Source organism: Cytobacillus sp. FSL R5-0377, assembly GCF_038004385.1.
GTDB lineage: Bacteria > Bacillota > Bacilli > Bacillales > Cytobacillaceae > Cytobacillus.
In genome coordinates, this window is the sequence record NZ_JBBORA010000001.1 from 3,992,453 (window position 1) to 4,011,862 (window position 19,410).

Consider the following 19,410-nt stretch of genomic DNA (forward strand, 5'->3'; position numbering starts at 1 on the left):
GGCTTCAGCCATCCTCTTACTTCATGGAGAGAAATAATGAAGAAACTACTTCCATTCCTAATGATTGCATTTGGAGCAAGTCTATGGGGCATAATTGCTGTATTTGTAAAAGGGCTAGGGGAATATGGATTCTCAGCTATGGAAATTGTCGCTGTGAGAGTTTTATTTGCGGCCATATTTCTCATGCTTTTCGGGATTATGCGTTTCCGAAACTGTTTTAAACTGGAATCTGTCTCTGACATCCAATTTTTTGCCGGGACCGGAATATTGAGCATCGTCTTTTTTAATTATTGTTATTTCACTGCAATGAACCAAATCAGTATTTCCCTGGCAGTCGTTCTGCTTTACACAGCTCCGGCTTTTGTGACTGTATTATCTTACCTGTTTCTAAAGGAAGGGATCGATCTAAGAAAGATTGCAGCTGTAGCAGGCACCATTGTGGGCTGCATTTTAGTTGCCGGATTATCAGCGGGCAGCAGTGAAATTACTCTCGTTGGAATTTTGACGGGATTAGGTGCAGGGTTTGGCTATGCACTTTATACAATTTTCGGGAAATTTGCTTTAAGAAAATATCAGCCCTTTACTGTAACGCTTTATACATTCGTTATTGCTTCTGTATTTATGATCCCGGTCACAAAGCTATGGACAAAAGCCTCAGTCTTCTTGAACATTGAGGTTTTGCTGCTTAGTATTGGTTTGGGGTTTGTGCCTACGGTCCTCGCCTATTTTGTGTACACATGGGGACTCGAAAAAACAGATGGGAGCAAAGCAGCTGTTATTGCTACAGTTGAACCAGTTGTGGCTATGCTTTTAGGTGTGACGCTTTTCGGAGAAAATCTAGGTGCAGTGCAGATTGCCGGTGCAGTGCTGATTCTCAGCTCAGTTATTATTGTGAATTTGCCTGCAAGAAGAAAGAAATCAGGAATGGCGGCTGACTCCAGCGGGCCCGGACATTAATACACTCCGATCCAACTGGAGCGGAGTGTTTTTTATCAGCGGGTATGAAAGTTTGAACTATAATACTGTCTAGCTTCTGCGCCTTACTCCTGGAAGAGCCGGGGCAAGCCTTTCCTTTTACCAAAGCTTATACCCTTTAGCTCCTGGAGGTGCATTTTGTATTAAGTCTATAAACGGGATAGTGTAGGCAAATAGAATAAGAACAACTGTAATTCCGAGCCAAAGCTTCCAGTTTTCGAATACCATCGGCGCTTTTTCAGCTTCATCAGCTGCTTCTCCGACAGGGAACTCCTGCTCGCCCTTTGGTGCGAAGAATGCAAGGTTGATAAAGATATAGATCATTAAAATAATGCCAATGAATAGTATAGATCCGCCGATTGCCTGTGCGACCTGGTAGGGAATCCATTCTGCTGCTTGTGCTGCTCCGCCATATTCAGAGTAGGACGAACGGCGCGGCGCTCCCAGAAGGCCTGCAGCATGCATGGCGCCAGACATGAAAGTCATGCCGATTGCCCAGATAACTGCCTGGATGATTCCTAATTTATTCATTGCTTTGGTTAATGTTCTTCCTGTCAGATGAGGAATCAGCCAGTAAGAAACCCCAAAAAATGTAAGTACTACAGATGTTGCTACTGTTAAGTGAAAGTGGCCGGTTACCCAAATGGTGTTATGAACAACCTGGTTCATCTGGTGAGAGGCGTTGACGATCCCGCCTGCACCCGCAGGAATAAAGGCAATCATCCCAATGAACGGCACGGCAAATCGTGCATCTCCCCAAGGAAGTTTCTTAACCCAGCCGAATAACCCTGTAGCCCCTTTTGAACGGCCAAAGCTTTCGAAAGTAGCAAACAAAGAAAATGCAGTCATTAAAGATGGAATGACAACAAGGAATGTCAGAATTACCTGCAGGAATTTCCATGCCGGGTCAATGCCTGGCTCCATTAATTGATGGTGAAATCCGACAGGGATGGAGAACAGCAGGAATAATATAAAAGACAAACGTGCTAATGAGTCAGAGAAAACCTTTCCGCCGATGACTTTTGGAATTACAACATACCAGGCCATATAAGCCGGCAATAGCCAGAAGTATACAAGCGGATGTCCGAAATACCAGAATAGAGTTCGGCTGACTCCAATATTTACCGTTTCAACAAATCCCAATGACCAAGGAAGCAGCTGGAAAAGAACTGTAGCTGCTACACCGATTGTCGCTACAATCCACATCATTGTGTTGACCAGCGACATGAAGGTTAATAATGGACTTGGTTTACCGGGATTTTTCCTCCGCCATTCTGCATACTTCATAATGATTGATGCCCCGTCAATCCAGCTTCCCACTATAACAAGTGTTAATCCGATATAATACAAAGCATGTGCTTGAAGAGGAGCATAGAAAGTATATAGAACTGTTGCTTCATTCAGCAGGATCATAACAGCTGCAAGAACAGTTCCCGCCGTCATCAGCCAGAAACCGGTCCAGCCGGCAATACGCTGTTTTTTCGTAAAGGCCCCTGATGTTTTGCTTGTTGCAGCGATCTGGAATCCCATTATAAAAAAGGTAGTAAGTACAAGTCCGAGGACAACACCATGAACCGTGAGAATCTGGTAATATCCGATGCCTGCAGGAAGCTCGAATTTACCGGAGCGGACCAAAGTCTGCAATAAACCGGCTAAGCCGCCTATTGCTAAGGCAGTAAAGGCAACGAAAAAGTGGGCCATTGCCAATTTTCCGTCACGTGGGTCAACTTTTAATTTTGCTGAAGGATTAAACATTATTCCACCACCTTAATTTTAGAAGACATCATGTGGTGACCAACACCGCAGTATTCATTACATACAATCAGGTATTCGCCTTTTTTATCAAAGGTTGTAACATGTTCACTGATATAGCCTGGTTCAAGCATCATGTTGATGTTTGATCCCGCAACTTCAAAACCGTGGACGACGTCTTTGGTTGTAGCGATAATTTTCACTTTAGCGCCATATGGAACCTCCACTTCGGCTGGGCTATAGGAAAAAGCAGATGCTACGTATACCAATTCGTAATCCCAATCTTTTCCTTCTGCCTTTTTCAATCCAGGCTCATTAAATGGAACGGTAGAATCGACTTTTTCAGGATCAATGGTAGCCAAACAGCTCGGGGGCTGATTACCCAGGTAAAATGCGCTCACTCCCAGAACTGTTAGAAAAACAAGCAGCGATCCGATTCCAAAAATGAGCCAGGCCTTTTCAAACTTATGCATATGCATGGCTTTTTCCCCTTTCTAACTTTAAAAGCGGCTGATAAATAATAAATAAACGCCTACCCATGTCATTACAAGGAAGAATCCTAATAAGAAAACGGAAGCTAACGTTCCCTTTAAGGAGGAGCGATCCTCTATTTCAGTTTTTGTTTTGCGGCTGAGTTCCGTTTTCGCCATTTTCCTTCACTCCTTTCGAAAATTGGAAAAAGTAAATGATTACACTTTCATAATACAAAACATTTAGGGAGATTCTAGATGATTTTAGTGAGTTCACAAATTGTTCATTCGTAACTTAAACACTATGATAATGGTGAAAAATTGATATTTAAGTGATTTAAATCACAAAACACATCTGTAATTTGTGAAAAAAATGTGAAGGTTTAATTGAGCTTAAAAAGGACAGTGAATTATTCTTAATGAATGTAAAGAAAAGGGTGAATTATCTGATTAACGAACGTTATTTTTGGTAATATCTTGTTTAGTTCGTATTTGGGTAAATTTTTGATTGAAGTATTAGTAGATGGTGTTATAATGTTAATAAATTAATAACATTCACTCATATAATCGCGAGGATATGGCTCGCAAGTTTCTACCGGGGTACCGTAAATAATCCGACTATGAGTGAGCAATGTACAGGACGCTATATGCCATCCTTGTTTGCCTGCAGCTTAAATCATTAGCCTGAAGGCCATTGCTTCACTCATTTTTATGTTGTGAATGCGATGGGCTTCAGGCTTTTTATTTGGCTGAAATGAGTAATTGAAGGCTATCTATCATAGAGGAGGATGCAAAATGGATATGCTTATTGAAAAAATAAAGCGCGAAGGGATCGTTTTATCGCCGACAGTTTTAAAGGTGGATTCTTTTCTGAACCACCAGATAGATCCACAGCTTATGTTTGAAGTCGGCAAAGAATTTGCAGATAGATACTCAAGAAGCGGGATTACAAAAATATTGACTATCGAATCTTCGGGGATTGCGCCAGCTGTAATGGCGGGGCTCGAGTTAAATGTCCCAGTAGTATTTGCGAGGAAAAGAAAATCTCTTACACTGGTAAATGACCTGATTACAGCCCCAGTCTATTCTTTCACTAAGGAAGAAACAAGTGAAATCTCTGTTTCAAAGAAATATCTCTCAGAAGAAGATAATGTTCTTATAATCGATGATTTTCTAGCGAATGGACAGGCGGCATTAGGTCTTGCAGAAATAGCTGAAAAAGCGGGATCATCGATTGCAGGGATTGGCATCGTTATCGAAAAAGGCTTTCAAAATGGCGGAAAGCTGCTGAGGGAAAAGGGATTCCGGGTTGATTCCCTGGCAATTATTGAGTCACTTGAAGGCGGAATAATCAGCTTTGAAAAATCAGCGAAGAAAATGGAGGAATCAATGCGATGAATCAGAATCCGGTTAAAATTGCTTCCCTTGGAATTCAGCATGTCCTTGCTATGTATGCAGGCGCAGTAATTGTGCCATTGATTGTAGGAGGAGCACTGGGATTAACAGGGGAGCAGCTTACCTATCTTGTTTCAATTGATATTTTTATGTGCGGTATTGCAACGCTTCTTCAAGTATGGCGCAGCAGATTTTTTGGGATTGGTCTTCCAGTTGTTCTTGGCTGCACATTTACGGCTGTAGGACCAATGATTGCGATTGGCGGTCAGTATGGAATACCGGCAATCTATGGTTCAATACTGGTTTCCGGCATTTTTGTTGTAGCTGTTTCAAAATATTTTGGAAAACTGGTGAAATTTTTTCCTCCAGTGGTAACAGGGTCGGTCGTTACCATTATTGGAATTACGCTAATTCCTGTTGCAATGAACAACATGGCTGGAGGACAGGGAAGCCCTGACTTTGGTTCCATGACAAACATCTCATTGGCTTTCGGAACCTTGCTGTTCATCATTATTCTTTTCCGATTCTTCAAAGGCTTTATTCGTGCCATTGCCATTTTGCTTGGTCTGGCGGCCGGCACTATTACAGCGTTTTTTATGGGAATGGTAGATTTCTCAGCAGTTGGAGAAGCTTCCTGGTTTCATATGCCATCACCTTTTTATTTCGGCATGCCGACATTTGAGGTGACAGCCATCCTGACAATGATTCTAGTAGCAATGGTCAGTTTAGTAGAATCTACGGGCGTATATTTTGCCCTGGGAGATATTTGTGAAGAAAAACTGGAAGAAAAAGATTTGTCAAATGGGTATCGTGCCGAAGGGCTTGCTATTATCCTTGGTGCTGTCTTTAATGCTTTTCCATATACAACCTATTCTCAAAACGTAGGACTTCTTCAGCTGTCAGGCGTAAAAACAAAGAATGTCATCTATACAGCAGGAGCTTTTCTTGTACTGCTTGGGCTGGTTCCGAAAATCGGTGCATTGACGACGATAATTCCAACACCGGTATTAGGAGGCGCAATGGTGGCTATGTTCGGTATGGTAGTAGCTTATGGAATAAAAATGCTCAGCAAAGTGGAGTTCTCCTCGCAGGAAAATTTATTGATCATTGCCTGCTCTGTCGGGATGGGGCTTGGAGTAACAGCTGTTCCTGAATTATTCGCGCAGATGCCTTCAAGTGTGCGTATACTGACAGATAACGGGATCGTGGCAGGGAGTGTGACAGCTATTCTATTAAATATCGTATTCAATGTTGTTAAGGGAAAAAAAGCAGTTCAACATGCATCTTTTGCAGAGCAAAAGGCTTCATAATTCTGTTTTGCGGCAATCACAATAATTTTGGAAAACAATATAATAATCTATCGGTATTTTACATTTTCGAAGCGGTTGTTTCTCGCACGAAAGAGAGTGGAATGTGGTGGAGAAATATTATTGTGATAATTGCCGGCTTTTATATAATAAAGAAGAGGTTTGTTCTGCTTGCGGTATCCTTGTTACGAAAAGAATATATATAGAAGTTCAAAAGCATCATAAAAATAATAATGGATTAAATGCATCAGAATAACTGGCTCAATCGCCGGCAGCGCTCCATGGTGGACGCAGCACGAAAACGATAATTGGAAAAGATTTAGTAATGCTATTCACTTTGTTATTCATTTATAATTAAGATGCACAACAACTCCTTCAAAACACATTGCTTCCTCCTATTGGAGGGAGCTTTTTTTTGTTCTTGAAACATAAATTGCTTTTATTTGGAAAAATTAACAGAAAGCAAATGAAGGAGAGTCACGTATGCCAGCAATTGTATCTGTTGCAGAAGCAATACCTGAACATGTACTGACACAGGATCAGGTTATGGATTTTGCCAGGGATTTATTTTCCGATTCTTTTAAGGATATTGAACGTCTATTAAAAGCTTTCCAGAACGGCCAAATTGAGAAGCGGCACTTTGTAAAGGATCTGGAATGGTTCAAAACAGATAAAACATTTGAAGAGCGAAACAATGCATATATTGAACAGGCTATTGTACTGGGAACAAAGGCTGTAAAGTCTTGTCTGGAAAACAGCATATTCCTGAACAGGAGTCTTCCATACGATGAAATTGATGCAATTTTTACTATATCAAGTTCAGGAATTGCCACTCCGAGCATTGAAGCAAGAATTATGAATGAGCTTCCATTTTCTGAACATGCGAAACGAATTCCTATATGGGGACTGGGTTGTGCCGGCGGCGCATCAGGCCTTTCAAGAGCCTATGAATACTGCCTGGCTTTCCCGAAAGCAAAGGTACTGGTGTTAACGATCGAATTATGCAGTTTGACCTTTCAGCGCAATGACCGGTCAAAGAGCAATCTTATCGGGACGTCTCTTTTTGCTGACGGTGCTGCATGTGCACTTATAACTGGAGATGAGGTGCTTAGAGATTTTCAAAAGCTGTCATCCATTCCGAGAATTGTGGGAACCCAATCGACAACCATGCGAAATTCTCTGGATGTAATGGGTTGGGAAGTGAAGAATGACGGTTTATATGTGGTTTTCTCAAAGGATATACCATCCATAATACAGGGATGGCTGAAGCCTAATGTAACTGAATTTCTAAGAAGCAAAGAGATGGAGATGGAAGAGATAAACCATTTTGTTGCCCATCCGGGAGGTAAAAAAGTGATTGATGCTTATCAGAAAGCGCTGCAAATCAATCCTGGTATGACAGAAACTTCACTTGATGTATTAAAGGAGTTCGGCAATATGTCATCTGCAACAATCCTATACGTACTCAAAAGGTTTATGGAGATCGGCAGTCAGGGAGATACCGGGCTTGCAACTGCACTCGGACCGGGGTTCAGCTCGGAATTGCTGCTGCTGGAATGGGGGTGAATATATGCTGTTCATAATTTTAATTAGTATTATCATGTTGCAGAGGGGGGCAGAGCTTGCTTTAGCCCGCCGTAATGAAAAGTGGATGAAAGGCATGGGCGCACTGGAATTTGGCCAGAGGCATTATCGGTGGATTGTTGCGGTTCATGCGTCCTTTTTTGTCTGCTATCTGCTGGAAGTTATCATCTTTAAAAAAAATCTGTCGCCATTTTGGCCCATACTGCTGACTCTGTTCTTCCTTACCCAGACGGTGAGGATATGGGCACTTCATTCTTTAGGGAGATATTGGAATACAAAAATCATTGTCCTTCCGGGAGCTGAAGTAGTCAGAAGAGGGCCATACCGGTTTATAAAGCATCCGAACTACGCCATTGTAGCTGCGGAATTTCTTGTGATTCCTTTAATGTTTCAGGCTTATATAACAGCTGCTGTATTTACTCTGCTAAATATAGCGGTTTTGTCGGTCAGAATACCAGCCGAAGAAAAAGCACTGAAGGAATTGACAGAATACGAAGAAACATTTTTGCGGTTAAGGTCTTGCTTAAATAGAGATATTAAAAAAGTTTGATAATTTAAAAACCCCTATTGAAAATGATTATCGTTCGTGATAAACTTTTAATTGAATTTGAAAATTATTCTCAATATCATTCCCAACAGGAAGGTGTTGCTACATATGACAATTCTATTTGTTGCTGGCACAATCGCTGCCTATTCACTTGTTATGAAACATGTATTAAATAACGTTGCTAAACCACATACAAGATAATAGTATTCTTTTGGAACCAGGCAGACGCCTGGTTTTTGTTTTTTCGATTGGAGAAAATACAAGCAAATGAACATAGGATAAAATCATAAATTGAGTTCAGCTGAGAAATATTAGAAAAATCAAAGAATAACCGTCCTATATAGGAAAATAATCGAAAATCATATAGAATAGGAAGTAAATTAAAGTTACAAGGGGATTAATGGAAATGGCTGACACGATTTTGCAACCAGGATTGCAGCAGACTGAAATAATGAACAGAATAACTGCTATATATACATTCGCCCAGAGAAATGGGGATAGCCAGACAGCTAAAAGAGCGAAAGATCTCATAATTAAGCTAAAAGACCAGGAATTTGCTATTGCTTTTTGCGGACATTTTTCTGCGGGAAAATCGAGTATGATTAACAAGCTTGCCGGAGAGGATCTCCTTCCGTCATCGCCGATTCCAACCAGTGCTAACCTGGTGAAAGTAAAATCAGGTGATGAAGATTATGCCAAAGTTATTTTTAAGGAAGGAAAGCCAAGGCTTTATCCTGCTCCGTATGATTACGGTCAGGTAAAATCCTATTGCAAGGATGGCGATTCCATTCAATCCATCGAAATAAGCCATTCAGCAACCAGGTTGCCTAATAAGGCAGTAATTATGGATACACCTGGTATTGACTCTACAGATGACGCGCATAGAATTGCTACTGAATCTGCTCTTCATTTGGCTGACCTTATTTTTTACGTAATGGATTATAATCATGTCCAGTCGGAATTAAATTTTCTTTTTACAAAAGAGCTTACCGCTGCTGGAAAAGAGGTTTATCTTGTCATCAATCAAATTGATAAACATCGTGATGAAGAACTCAGCTTTGACCAGTTTAAAGATAGCGTAAAGGAATCATTTGCATCCTGGGGAGTAAAGCCAGCCCGGATCTTTTACACCACGTTAAGAGACGAAAATCACCAGGCAAATGAATTTAAAGATCTTCAGAACTTTGTCAACAGCAGCATAGATAACCGTGAAGAGCTTTTGCCCCAATCTATATTTAATTCTTTAAAGAAGTTAACAGATGATCATCTGGCATTTTTAGAAGAATCCCATGCAGCTGAAAAGGATAAATGGGAAGGAAAATTGGCTGAGCTGAATCAGGATGAACGGTATCAGCTCGAAAGCAGGCTGCAAGAGTTAGAGAGTCAGCTTAATAAGCTGAAATCTTCCATACATGAAGCAGATATTGAGTTAACTGGAAAGATTGATGAGATTTTAAAAAACGCTTACTTAATGCCTTTCCAGACGAGGGAACTGGCTGAATCTTACCTAGAGTCGTGCCAGCCTTCCTTTAAAATTGGCTTATTTTTCAGCAGACAGAAAACGGAGCAGGAACGGTCCTTGCGGCTTGAGCGCTTTTATCAGGACTTCTCAGAAAAGGTAAAGTCTCAGCTGGAGTGGCATATAAAAGAGCTGTTTTTACATCAGTTCAAGCAGCATAATATCCATCATTCAGAAATTCTGGCACAAGTACAAAGCTTCAAGCTTTCTTTTGAACCGGATCTTCTAGCTGAAACGGTAAAATCCGGTGCCATGGTTTCAGGAGATTATGTTCTACAGTATACAAACGACACCGCAGAGGCAGTAAAGAGAATTGCCAAAAAGAGTGCTGCTTTCTTGAAGGATGCACTTCTGGAAGCGCTTGAGGAAAATAACCGCGTCGATCAAACTGAACTGGCCAATGAAATTCGCGAGCTTTCTTCTTATGCTGATGCACTGAGTGCGATTAAAACCCTTAATGACAAAATTAAGAAGGCATCTGAAGAGATGAATGTCTATCTAACAGGTGACTTTGGTCATGATGAATTTCAAGAGCAAACCAGAATACTTGCTTTAGAAGATGTCGAGGAAGCAGAAGTTATTTTCATGCATGAAGATAAAATGGAGAAGGAAAAGGTGCTTAATAAGCCTGAAAAATCAGCGGAAGAAGAGTCGGCAGGGGAAACGGTTCCAGCAGTTTCTGTTCAGCCTGTAATTGAAAAGCTTCAATTCACCGCGAAGGCCGTAAAAGAAGTTCCAGGTTTCAGAAAGCTTGCAGCTGATTTGGCAGATCAAGCTTCAAGGCTTGAGAGCAAAGAATTCACCGTAGCCCTCTTTGGTGCATTTAGTGCAGGTAAGTCCTCCTTTGCCAATGCATTAATCGGGAATAAACTGCTTCCGGTTTCGCCAAATCCGACCACAGCTGCAATCAACAAAATTAAACCTGTTACGGCAGAAAATGAGCATGGAACCGTTCAAGTAAAAGTAAAGGACTCACAGACTCTCTTAAATGATATCAATTTTTCATTGAAGGTCTTTGATTATTCTGCAGAAAACTTCGGAGATGCTGCTGAAGCTATTAAGAAAATCACTGGGGAAGGCCAGGATTTTGATGCGAATGAAAAGACACACTTTGCATTTTTGAATGCATTTATGAAAGGCTTTGATTTCTTCGCAGATCGGCTTGGGAAAGTCATAAAAGCTGATTTGGAGGAGTTTAGGGACTATGTTGCCAATGAAGAAAAATCATGCTTTGTTGAAACGATTGAAGTTTATTTTGACTGTGAACTGACAAGGCAGGGAATTACCCTGGTTGACACACCTGGGGCAGATTCGATTAATGCGAGGCATACCGGGGTCGCTTTTGAATATATAAAAAACTCTGATGCAATCCTTTTTGTCACTTATTATAATCATGCCTTCTCAAAAGCCGATAGAGAGTTCCTTATCCAGCTGGGGAGGGTAAAGGATACCTTCTCCCTTGATAAGATGTTCTTTATCGTTAATGCCATTGACCTTGCCAATAATGAGGAAGAAAAAGAATCTGTCCTCCAGTACGTTGAAGAACAGCTGGTGCAATACGGAATCCGCCGCCCGCATCTATCCGGTATCTCAAGCCTCCAAGCTTTGGAAGAGAAGCTGGATAGCAGCAAAGAAGAAGTGTCCAATATCAGTTCCTTTGAAAAAAGCTTTTATTCCTTTATTAATCAGGACCTGCTGAATATTTCAATCTCATCTGCAGAAACAGAGTGGAAGCGCCTATTAGCACAGCTCAGGTCATATATTTCTTCTTCCCAGGAAGATAAGGAAGTCAGGTTTGAAAAGCTGAAACAGATTGAAGAAGAGCATCAAAAGATTACTGATATTATCCGCGGGCAAAAATCAGAACTGCTGTCCCAAAGGCTTGAACAAGAAACGGATGAGCTTGTATTTTACATTAAGCAAAGAGTATTTCTGCGTTTCTATGACTTTGTTAAAGAGACCTTCAACCCCTCAGTTCTGAAGGATGACGGCAGGAATTTAAAGAAAATGCTTAAGATGGCGCTTGATGAATTCCTTGCAAGTTTTGGATTTGATTTTGCTCAGGAGCTTCGCGCAACGACATTAAGGCTTGAATCCTATATCTCCAAGCTGATTGGCCAGCAGCAGGAGACTATTGCAAAGAGAGCCGCAAATGTGAACAGTGATTTGTCTTTTAGCACCTTTGAGCCGTTAAAAATGGAAAGTATTGAATTTGATTCAGCATTTTCCAATGAAGACCCTAATCAATTTAAAAAAGCTTTATCCTACTTTAAAAATCCAAAATCATTTTTTGAAAAGAATGAACGCAAACAATTAGCGGATGAGCTAGAGAAGAATCTGCAGGAACCTGCAGAACGCTATCTGCAGGCTGAGAGCAGCAGACTGAAATTCCATTACAGCAGCCAGCTCATGACTGAATTTGAGCGGATGCTCAATTTGCTGATTGAACAGAACAACGAATATTATGAAGGAATTGCCGCTGCTTTAAAAGATGATTTCCCAATTGATGAGCTGAAAGAAATTGAGAGGAAGATTTCACAGTACGCATAAAAGGTATTGAAAGGTTGCTGCTTTCTTATGGATAAATGGCTTTCCGCTGCTGAAGAAAAATACAATATTGACATCCTTTTTGCATGTGAAGCAGGAAGCAGGGCCTGGGGGACAGATGAAGCGGATTCAGATTATGATATCCGCTTCATTTTCAAACATAGGAATCTGAAAGCATACCTTTCCCTTGAACGCACAATAGAAGTTATTAATACAGATGCCCCCTATGATGCTCACGGCTGGGATGTCTTTAAAGCATTTGATCTTATGCAAAAATCCAATCCGAGTTTATTCGAATGGGCTTACTCGCCTATTATATACAAGGATATGAAAGGCTTTTCCGAAAGGCTGAAGAGTTTTGCAGAAGAAGAATATTCAAGATTTAAGTTGTTTCAGCATTACATTCAGCTGTTTTCCCGCAATCTTGGTGAAGCGATGAAAAAAGATGATTTTACGTTAAAAAAACAAAAGCTGCTGATTCAGGCAGTAAGGGCCTGCCTCATTTCAAAGCAGCTGCTTAAGCAAACCAATGTAAAAGGGGATTTTTTATATACTGGCCTCTTTAGCCTAAAAGAAGAGGATGATTTTACTCGCTTTTATCGCACCCTGGTGCATGCAAAACAAAGCGGGAGGGTAATCCAGAAACTTTTAGCAAAGCAAATGGCTGAGAAATTGGTATCAGAAAGGGATCTGCTCTATGCAGCAGCTGACTCAATCCCTAAAGGAAAAAGCAGGGTATCCGGACTGAATGAATGGCTCTGGGAACTGCTGAATGTTTAGAATACTTTCGGGGAAGAAAAGGGAGAGAAATGGAGAAAAATTCTTTTCATGCATGTGCAACCTGCGTAAACTTCCAGCCTGAAAAACGTAAAGACGGAATGGTTTATTTTTGCAGCAGACTGGGCTATGAAACGAAGCCTGACTATCAATTTAATTGCTGGACACCTAAGGAACATATAAAACGCCTGATGGAAAAGAGGAAAGGGGAAAACCTTACATGAAGTATCTAGCAGAAAAGGAATGGGTATTATCAAAAATGGATGATCCCAAAATCCGAATTGCTGACTGCCGCTTTAAACTAGGTTCGCCTGATGTAGGGCGCAGCTTATATGAACATAATCATATTCCCAATGCCGTGTATTTTGATCTGGAGAAAGATTTGTCAGGTACGGTAAGGGAACACGGAGGCCGGCACCCCCTGCCAGATCCAGCTCAATTAAAAAATGTCCTTGAGCAAGCCGGAATCAGCAGAGATACAACAGTTATCGCCTATGACGGCGGTGAAGGGGCCTTTGCAGCAAGGTTCTGGTGGCTGCTCAGGTATTTAGGGCATGAGAATGTTTTTGTATTGAATGGAGGATTCAAGGAATGGACAGAAAGCGATTATCCTCTATCTAAAGAAGTTCCAAGCATTGAGAGAGCTGATTTTAAAATTGAACTGCAGCCTGATATAGTTGCCTCGTACGACGAAGTTAAAAGCGCAGCAGGAAATCAGGACAGTGCTGTATTAATTGACTCGAGAGAGGAAAAGAGATACCTGGGGCAGGAGGAGCCGATTGATAAGAAAGCGGGCCATATTCCGGGGGCAGTCAATAAAGTTTGGCTTGAGGCATATAGAAATGGGAGATTTAAAGATGCAGGTGAACAGGAAATACGATTTTCGGAGATTGATAAAGACAAACCCATAATCGTTTATTGCGGCTCAGGTGTAACAGCAGCACCTAATTATCTAGCTTTAAAGGAAGCGGGTTATAAAAATGTTAAATTATATGCCGGAAGCTTCAGTGATTGGATCTCTTATGACAGCAATAATATAGAGACTGTCGAAAAATAGTGAAATCCCTTTAAAAAAAGGGATTTTTTTACTGTATAAATTATTATATAATTTAAAATGTTCGATCGATTTTTGATGTGGAGGGGAAATATGAATACTTCGGGCTACACCATTACCAAAAAACAAAAAACCGATATAACACAAATATTGGTTACAATGGGAATCATCCTGATATTATCTGCAATCTTTATTCCAATATTTTTACTTTCTCCATTTCAGGCTCAGTTTTATAGACCTGAAGGAACTTGGGTGTTTGAAGCGCCAAAATCAGCTTATTTGACATTTAGTGTTGGATTAGCGGCAGTAGGTGTTTTTATCATATTGGGAGTCTGGCTGAAGAGCGCAGAAAAATTCGGCTGGTTTGGAAAGGTTTTTGCGGGAGCAGGATTTTTATTTTCACTTCTTACAGCGATTTTAAGTTTTGATTATTATCACTATATTGATAAAAATGGTGTGCATTTTAATACATTATTCAGTTTGCAGGAGAAGCATTATGAGTGGTCCGAAATTCAGCAGGCAAGGCAGACGGTTATAAATAAGATGGGTGTTATGTCTGATGATGAATTAATTTTTACTTTTAACGATGGGATTGAATATTCCTTTCAGCTAAATGATAATATCCGCAAAGCAAGAATAGCGGCTTACTATGAGCTTGAAGAGCATGGAGTGGAATTGATCAGGGAAACAGACTGATTCTGTTAAACTTTTCAAGAGAAATGGAGAGTTTCCCATGTTATAATAGTTGTTATGATTATAATTGGGAGGCGGAGACATGAACGAAAATAAACCTTCACTGCTGCTGGTTGATGGAATGGCGCTGCTGTTCAGAGCCTATTTTGCGACAGCAATATCAGGTCAATTTATGATAAATTCAAAAGGAATTCCTACAAATGGAGTTTACGGTTTTGTTAAACACTTTTTAACCGCTGTTTCTTCCTTTAATCCGTCACATGTGGCAGTATGCTGGGATATGGGCAGCAAAACCTTCCGCACGGAAATGTTTGGTGCTTATAAAGCCAACCGTCCCGAAGCTCCAATTGAACTGGTGCCTCAATTCGATCTTGTTAAAGAAGTAGTGGACGCCTTCGATGTACCTAATATTGGTCTTGAAGGGTTTGAAGCTGATGATTGCATCGGCACCATTGCGAAAAAAGCAAGCCAGGAAGCAGATGTGCTGATCCTTACAGGAGATCAGGATATGCTGCAGCTTCTGGATGATAATATTTCGGTCATTTTACTGCAAAAAGGCTACGGAAATTACCTTGTGCATACGAGGGAAACTTTTTATGAAGAAAAAGGAATCACACCTAAACAGATGATAGACCTGAAAGCCTTCATGGGGGATACAAGTGATAATTACCCGGGAGTAAAAGGAATTGGTGAAAAAACAGCGCTTAAGCTGCTGCAGCAATTTGAGCATATTGAGGGCGTATTAGAAAATCTGGAACAGCTCACAAAAGGACAGCGTGCCAAGATTGAACAGGATCTTGAAATGCTCCACTTGAGCAGACAGCTCGCCGAAATAAAATGCGATGTACCTGTTGAATGTCCTCTCGATCTGGCCCAATTTAAAATGAATCGGGAAAAAGTTATTGAGAAATTCACTGAAGTTGAGTTCCGCGGCCTTCACAGATTTCTGGATGTTAAAAAGGAATATGCATAATACAATCTCCAGGCTTCTGCCTGGGGTTTTTATTTTGAATAGGCTGTTTTCGTAAAGTTTGTTGCTTTCTCAAAAAGCCAGTTTAATCTGCTGAGTTGATTGGAGCGGAGCCTCACATTCCTCCCCGCGCCTGGAGCGGAAATCAATGGGCTGACTTCATAAACAAAAACAACAATCTTTTAGAAAAGAGCCTTTGAATATCATCTCAGACATAACGAAAACTGAGCCCATAGATAATGACTCGCATTACCAGGATAAACCCGCATATAAGCCCTCGGCAAAAGGAAGAGAACCGCGCCAAAAATTCATCCTGTGTTCATCTCCGCCAGGCCTGCTTTGACAAACAAACTTAAAAAGCCGCCAATGGCGGCCATTTTAATATTATTTCGTATTCTTCTTTTTTGCTGCATTCTCCAGCTTGCTTTTAGGCTCTTCTGCAAATTCAGCATCCTGCCCGTATCCTTGAGGGTTTACGCCAGGTGCCTTTTTTCCTCTGTTTGTATGTCCGTTTTTACTCATCTGTTTCACCTCCCCCAGACAGCAATTCTTCTATTGATAAGCTTATTATTGTTAATGTCTCCGGGTTTTAATCATATTCATGCAGGGTACAATTTAGAGAAACTGATGCCGTGAATTTTTCATCAGTTTTGGCTATAAATACACCATGAATCAAAGCCTAATTAGGCTTGTTGGAGGAATAATAAAAGTCTGCATACTTAACACTAAAGTAGAGGTGAGATGTAATGAATAAGGGAGTTTATATCGCTCTTTTAAGCATAGGGCTTGCACAGGGCCTGAAAATTCCGATCCACTATGTGAAAAAGGGAGAATTCCGTCCTGATTTATTTTTCCAGACTGGAGGCATGCCAAGTTCCCATTCGGCAGGCGTATCGTCTTTAACCACGTTTATTGCTTTAAAGCGTGGGGTACCGACCGTTGATTTTGCATTATCACTGGTTTACGGCCTGATCGTTATGTATGATGCCCAGGGAATCAGGCGCCAGACAGGAGAGCTTACCTTGAAGGTAAACAGCCTTGGTGAACTGGTTGATAAAATTCATAAGGATGAAACAGTAAAATTTGAGGAGGAAGGTCCAAAAAAACTGAAGGAAATGCTTGGCCATCAGCCTGCTGAAGTTTTAGGGGGAGCACTCCTCGGTGTATTAACCGGAACTCTCGGATACCTTCTTACTAAGAAGAAATAGCTGCTTATTAGAGCTTACTAAGCCCCTGCTTCATGCCGAAAAAAGGTAGATAATTGTCGAAAAATCAGTTAAGATTTAAGAGAATACAGGAGGAGCAGGGGAAGAGGGTAAGTACAATGAAGACAGTTGAAGAATATTTGCATTTTTTGCAAAGTAAAGGTTTCCGATTCAGGGATGACGCAATTGGCTTCATTTACTTTGGCAAACATTATACTAATGCTTCTGACGAGCTGGCCAATGCAGCAATAGAGCTGACATTAAAAGCACAGAAATCATTTGACGGAAGCTTCTACGTTTCTTTACTGGAAACCATGGTTTCAAAGAATATTACCAGCAGGCGGGAAGCAATAAAATTTGTAAAAGAAAAAGCAATCATATAAAAAGGCGTGTCTGTTAGTAGATCACGCCTTTTTTAGATTACGAAGCTTCCTTTTTTCTGAAAGGTAAAAACGTTTTCTTAGAGGGTATCTCTGCAAAAATCATGCCGGCAAAAATAAGCAGACAGCCGGCAAGGGCACTATAAGAAAGTCTTTCATTCGCCCACAAAAATCCTGCAGCCGCTGCAAAAACAGGCTCCATGGCGAAAATCAGAGCAACTCTTGTCGGTGTTGTGTATTTTTGAAATGCGGTCTGTGCAAAAAATGCAATAGCAGTTGCAAAAAGTGAAGTTACAATAAGGGCAGTAACTACATTGACCTTGAATAAAACCTCTGTTTCCAATGCCTGCTGCCAGTTTTCTGTGATGAAAGCAAATATGACTGATAATAGGGCCACGGTACTTACTTGAATAACCGTTAATAGCAGGGCAGGATATTTGCTGCTGTATTTACCTGTAAAGATAATATGGAGGGCAAAACCGACAGCACAGATTAATACATAGGCATCACCGATATTCAGTGAGGCTTTATCGGTCATGGTAAGCAAATACAATCCTGCGGTCGCAATTGAAACACCGATAATAGCATTGAATCCCGGCTTGATTTTTAGAAGCATTAAAGAAAAGACAGGAACCATTACTACACTTAACCCCGTAATGAAGCCGGCTTTTGAAGATGTTGTGTAAAGCAGTCCGATTGTCTGGAAGGCATAGCCTATAAATAGGAACAAGCCCATAATAACTCCTGATAATAAAAGACTTTTATCTAATTGCTTTACTTGTTTTCTTTCGAAAATAACCAGCCATCCGCCCAGAATTAAAGCGGCCAGAAAGAAGCGGGCACCATTAAATGAGAATGGCTCAAGAAAAGCAATAGCGTTTTGTACAAGCACAAAGGTGGTTCCCCACACAAAGGCCACCAGCAAAAGGCTTACATCCGCAAATAGTACTGATCTATTCATTATCATCCTGGCCCTTCACTTTGTTTTTGTGAATGGCAGCTCTGGCCAATTCATCCGCTGCCTTGTTTTCTGTGCTCGGCACCCACTTCATAAAAAATAAATCGAACTTCCCAGTAAGCTTCAAAGCTTCTTCAAGCAGTGGGGCAAACTTTTTATTTTTTACATATTCTTTTTCAACAGCACGGTTAACAAGCTGTGAATCCGTTCGGAACGATACGTTTTTATAGCCCTTATCAATGCATATTTTTAGTGCATGAATAAATGCACGGTATTCTGCTTCGTGATTTTCCATATAGCCCAAAGCAATGGAAAAGCGTTCAACCTGGCCATTATTTTTAATAAATATGCCAGCACCGCTGGGACCCGGATTTCCCGCACTTGCTCCATCGATATATACTTCAATCAATTATGTTGCCTCCTGTTTTTAACACTATAATAGGGTAAACTAAATGTAGTTTATCACAAAAATAGCTGATACTGCAGAAAAAGGATACCTGTATGGCATCCTAATCTCTTACTGGAAAACGTTTAGCAATATAGCCAAACGGGGTATCAAGTATGGCTACTATAAATTTCAGCAAGTAAGTTGTGAAGAAAATTTGAACCCAATCTTCAATGGGAAACACGCCGAGAAAAGCGATACTTGTAAATACAAGTGTATCCAAGAGCTGGCTGATCATAGTGCTGCCATTATTCCTGATCCAAAATTGACCGTCTTTTGGAAATTTCTTTCTTAAATAGGTAAAAATATAAACATCTGTAAATTGGCTGACTAAATAGGCAGCGAGACTTCCTGCAGCAATCCGCGGCAGAACCGAAAAAAGAGTGCTGAGGGCTCCTTGAGCAAAATCAGTTTCATGCGGTTTGAATAATAATACCATCTGCATGATAAGAGTCATGGATAGAAGAGTAAAGAAACCAAGCCATACAGCTTTTTTTGCTTCATCTCTTCCGTACTTTTCATTTAAGATATCTGTAACCAGAAAAGCTGTACCATACATAGCGTTGCCTAAAGTGGCGGTCAGGCCGAACATTTCAATGGTTTTTACCACTTGAAGATTGGCCATGACAGTGGAGAACCCGATCCACACGAATAGACCAGTCTTTCCAAACAGGCGGTACATCGCCAATACTAAGGTGAAATTAATAATTGCAAAAAGCAATCCAAACCATTCATTGAACATCAAATTCCTCCTAGTTTTGTTAATGCGGGAGTTTTCGAACCGCATGATATAAAAATGTCATTGACCATTATACCTTGAAATATACTCATT

Annotated in this window: 20 protein-coding genes and 1 riboswitch; of the genes, 13 read left to right on the forward strand and 7 right to left on the reverse strand. The window is 40.7% G+C overall.

Translation table 11 applies throughout. The annotated features are described in order from the left end of the window. Positions 1-36 precede the first annotated feature (36 nt). Positions 37-957: a DMT family transporter gene (locus NSQ49_RS20370; RefSeq protein WP_159864178.1), complete on the forward strand. Its 921-nt coding sequence runs from the start codon at positions 37-39 to the stop codon at positions 955-957. A gap of 117 nt (positions 958-1,074) precedes the next feature. Here NSQ49_RS20370 and NSQ49_RS20375 read toward each other — a convergent pair whose 3' ends face one another. Genes NSQ49_RS20375 through NSQ49_RS20385 form a run of 3 tightly spaced genes read right to left on the reverse strand, consistent with a single transcriptional unit; the run spans position 1,075 to position 3,377 of the window. Further along, positions 1,075-2,730 carry a b(o/a)3-type cytochrome-c oxidase subunit 1 gene (locus NSQ49_RS20375; RefSeq protein WP_159864175.1) on the reverse strand — a complete coding sequence of 552 codons (1,656 nt, stop codon included), beginning with the start codon at positions 2,728-2,730 and terminating at the stop codon, positions 1,075-1,077. After that, a complete protein-coding gene (locus tag NSQ49_RS20380; protein ID WP_159864172.1) occupies positions 2,730-3,206 on the reverse strand; it encodes a cytochrome c oxidase subunit II in 477 nt (158 codons plus the stop codon). Before NSQ49_RS20380 ends, NSQ49_RS20375 begins: the two co-directional genes overlap by 1 nt. A 21-nt stretch (positions 3,207-3,227) precedes the next feature. Continuing rightward, entirely contained in the window at positions 3,228-3,377 is a 150-nt protein-coding gene (locus NSQ49_RS20385; RefSeq protein WP_159864169.1) for a cytochrome c oxidase subunit 2A, read from the reverse strand. A gap of 359 nt (positions 3,378-3,736) precedes the next feature. Next, a riboswitch (purine riboswitch) is annotated at positions 3,737-3,838 on the forward strand. Between the two features lie 154 nt (positions 3,839-3,992). Between NSQ49_RS20385 and NSQ49_RS20390 the strand changes: the two genes are divergently transcribed. The 10 genes from NSQ49_RS20390 to NSQ49_RS20435 all read left to right on the forward strand — a co-directional run bounded on the left by NSQ49_RS20390 (position 3,993) and on the right by NSQ49_RS20435 (position 15,593). After that, on the forward strand, positions 3,993-4,595 hold the full coding sequence (locus NSQ49_RS20390) for a xanthine phosphoribosyltransferase (RefSeq protein ID WP_159864166.1): 603 nt from the start codon (positions 3,993-3,995) through the stop codon (positions 4,593-4,595). Beyond that, on the forward strand, positions 4,592-5,902 hold the full coding sequence (locus NSQ49_RS20395) for a nucleobase:cation symporter-2 family protein (protein WP_159864163.1): 1,311 nt from the start codon (positions 4,592-4,594) through the stop codon (positions 5,900-5,902). The genes NSQ49_RS20390 and NSQ49_RS20395 overlap by 4 nt, the downstream gene beginning before the upstream one ends. A gap of 480 nt (positions 5,903-6,382) precedes the next feature. Beyond that, complete coding sequence (locus tag NSQ49_RS20400) at positions 6,383-7,465, forward strand: type III polyketide synthase (protein WP_159864160.1); 1,083 nt, start codon at positions 6,383-6,385, stop codon at positions 7,463-7,465. Positions 7,466-7,469: 4 nt separating this feature from the next. Next, positions 7,470-8,033: an isoprenylcysteine carboxyl methyltransferase family protein gene (locus tag NSQ49_RS20405; protein WP_159864157.1), complete on the forward strand. Its 564-nt coding sequence runs from the start codon at positions 7,470-7,472 to the stop codon at positions 8,031-8,033. A 403-nt stretch (positions 8,034-8,436) separates the two neighbouring features. Next, positions 8,437-12,099, forward strand: a complete 3,663-nt coding sequence (locus tag NSQ49_RS20410; RefSeq protein ID WP_251283611.1) for a dynamin family protein — start codon at positions 8,437-8,439, stop codon at positions 12,097-12,099. A 27-nt stretch (positions 12,100-12,126) separates the two neighbouring features. Continuing rightward, a complete protein-coding gene (locus NSQ49_RS20415; RefSeq protein ID WP_251283610.1) occupies positions 12,127-12,876 on the forward strand; it encodes a nucleotidyltransferase domain-containing protein in 750 nt (249 codons plus the stop codon). Positions 12,877-12,905: 29 nt separating this feature from the next. Continuing rightward, positions 12,906-13,097, forward strand: coding sequence for a hypothetical protein (locus NSQ49_RS20420; RefSeq protein WP_159864148.1), 192 nt, complete (start codon positions 12,906-12,908; stop codon positions 13,095-13,097). Further along, positions 13,094-13,930, forward strand: a complete 837-nt coding sequence (locus NSQ49_RS20425; RefSeq protein ID WP_159864145.1) for a sulfurtransferase — start codon at positions 13,094-13,096, stop codon at positions 13,928-13,930. The genes NSQ49_RS20420 and NSQ49_RS20425 overlap by 4 nt, the downstream gene beginning before the upstream one ends. A gap of 90 nt (positions 13,931-14,020) precedes the next feature. Beyond that, on the forward strand, positions 14,021-14,623 hold the full coding sequence (locus NSQ49_RS20430; RefSeq protein ID WP_159864142.1) for a hypothetical protein: 603 nt from the start codon (positions 14,021-14,023) through the stop codon (positions 14,621-14,623). A 79-nt stretch (positions 14,624-14,702) separates the two neighbouring features. Next, complete coding sequence (locus NSQ49_RS20435; protein WP_251283609.1) at positions 14,703-15,593, forward strand: 5'-3' exonuclease; 891 nt, start codon at positions 14,703-14,705, stop codon at positions 15,591-15,593. 381 nt (positions 15,594-15,974) lie between these two features. Here the strand turns inward: NSQ49_RS20435 and sspL are convergent, their stop codons facing one another. Next, positions 15,975-16,112, reverse strand: coding sequence for a small, acid-soluble spore protein L (gene sspL, locus NSQ49_RS20440; protein WP_026581140.1), 138 nt, complete (start codon positions 16,110-16,112; stop codon positions 15,975-15,977). A gap of 224 nt (positions 16,113-16,336) precedes the next feature. On the opposite strand from sspL, the gene NSQ49_RS20445 reads away from it, so the two are divergent. Then, entirely contained in the window at positions 16,337-16,798 is a 462-nt protein-coding gene (locus NSQ49_RS20445) for a divergent PAP2 family protein (RefSeq protein ID WP_159864136.1), read from the forward strand. A gap of 116 nt (positions 16,799-16,914) precedes the next feature. Beyond that, positions 16,915-17,178 (forward strand): DUF6123 family protein, encoded by a 264-nt coding sequence (locus tag NSQ49_RS20450; RefSeq protein ID WP_159864133.1) that lies wholly within the window; start codon positions 16,915-16,917, stop codon positions 17,176-17,178. A 37-nt stretch (positions 17,179-17,215) separates the two neighbouring features. On the opposite strand, the gene NSQ49_RS20455 is transcribed toward NSQ49_RS20450, so the two are convergent. The 3 genes from NSQ49_RS20455 to NSQ49_RS20465 form a co-directional block, all read right to left on the reverse strand. Beyond that, positions 17,216-18,136 carry a DMT family transporter gene (locus NSQ49_RS20455; protein WP_159864131.1) on the reverse strand — a complete coding sequence of 307 codons (921 nt, stop codon included), beginning with the start codon at positions 18,134-18,136 and terminating at the stop codon, positions 17,216-17,218. Further along, positions 18,129-18,542 (reverse strand): reverse transcriptase-like protein, encoded by a 414-nt coding sequence (locus tag NSQ49_RS20460; RefSeq protein WP_159864128.1) that lies wholly within the window; start codon positions 18,540-18,542, stop codon positions 18,129-18,131. Before NSQ49_RS20460 ends, NSQ49_RS20455 begins: the two co-directional genes overlap by 8 nt. Before the next feature lie 100 nt (positions 18,543-18,642). Beyond that, the gene (locus NSQ49_RS20465; RefSeq protein WP_159864125.1) at positions 18,643-19,320 is read right to left on the reverse strand and encodes a queuosine precursor transporter; all 678 of its coding nucleotides are present in this window, start codon (positions 19,318-19,320) and stop codon (positions 18,643-18,645) included. Between the last annotated feature and the right edge of the window lie 90 nt (positions 19,321-19,410).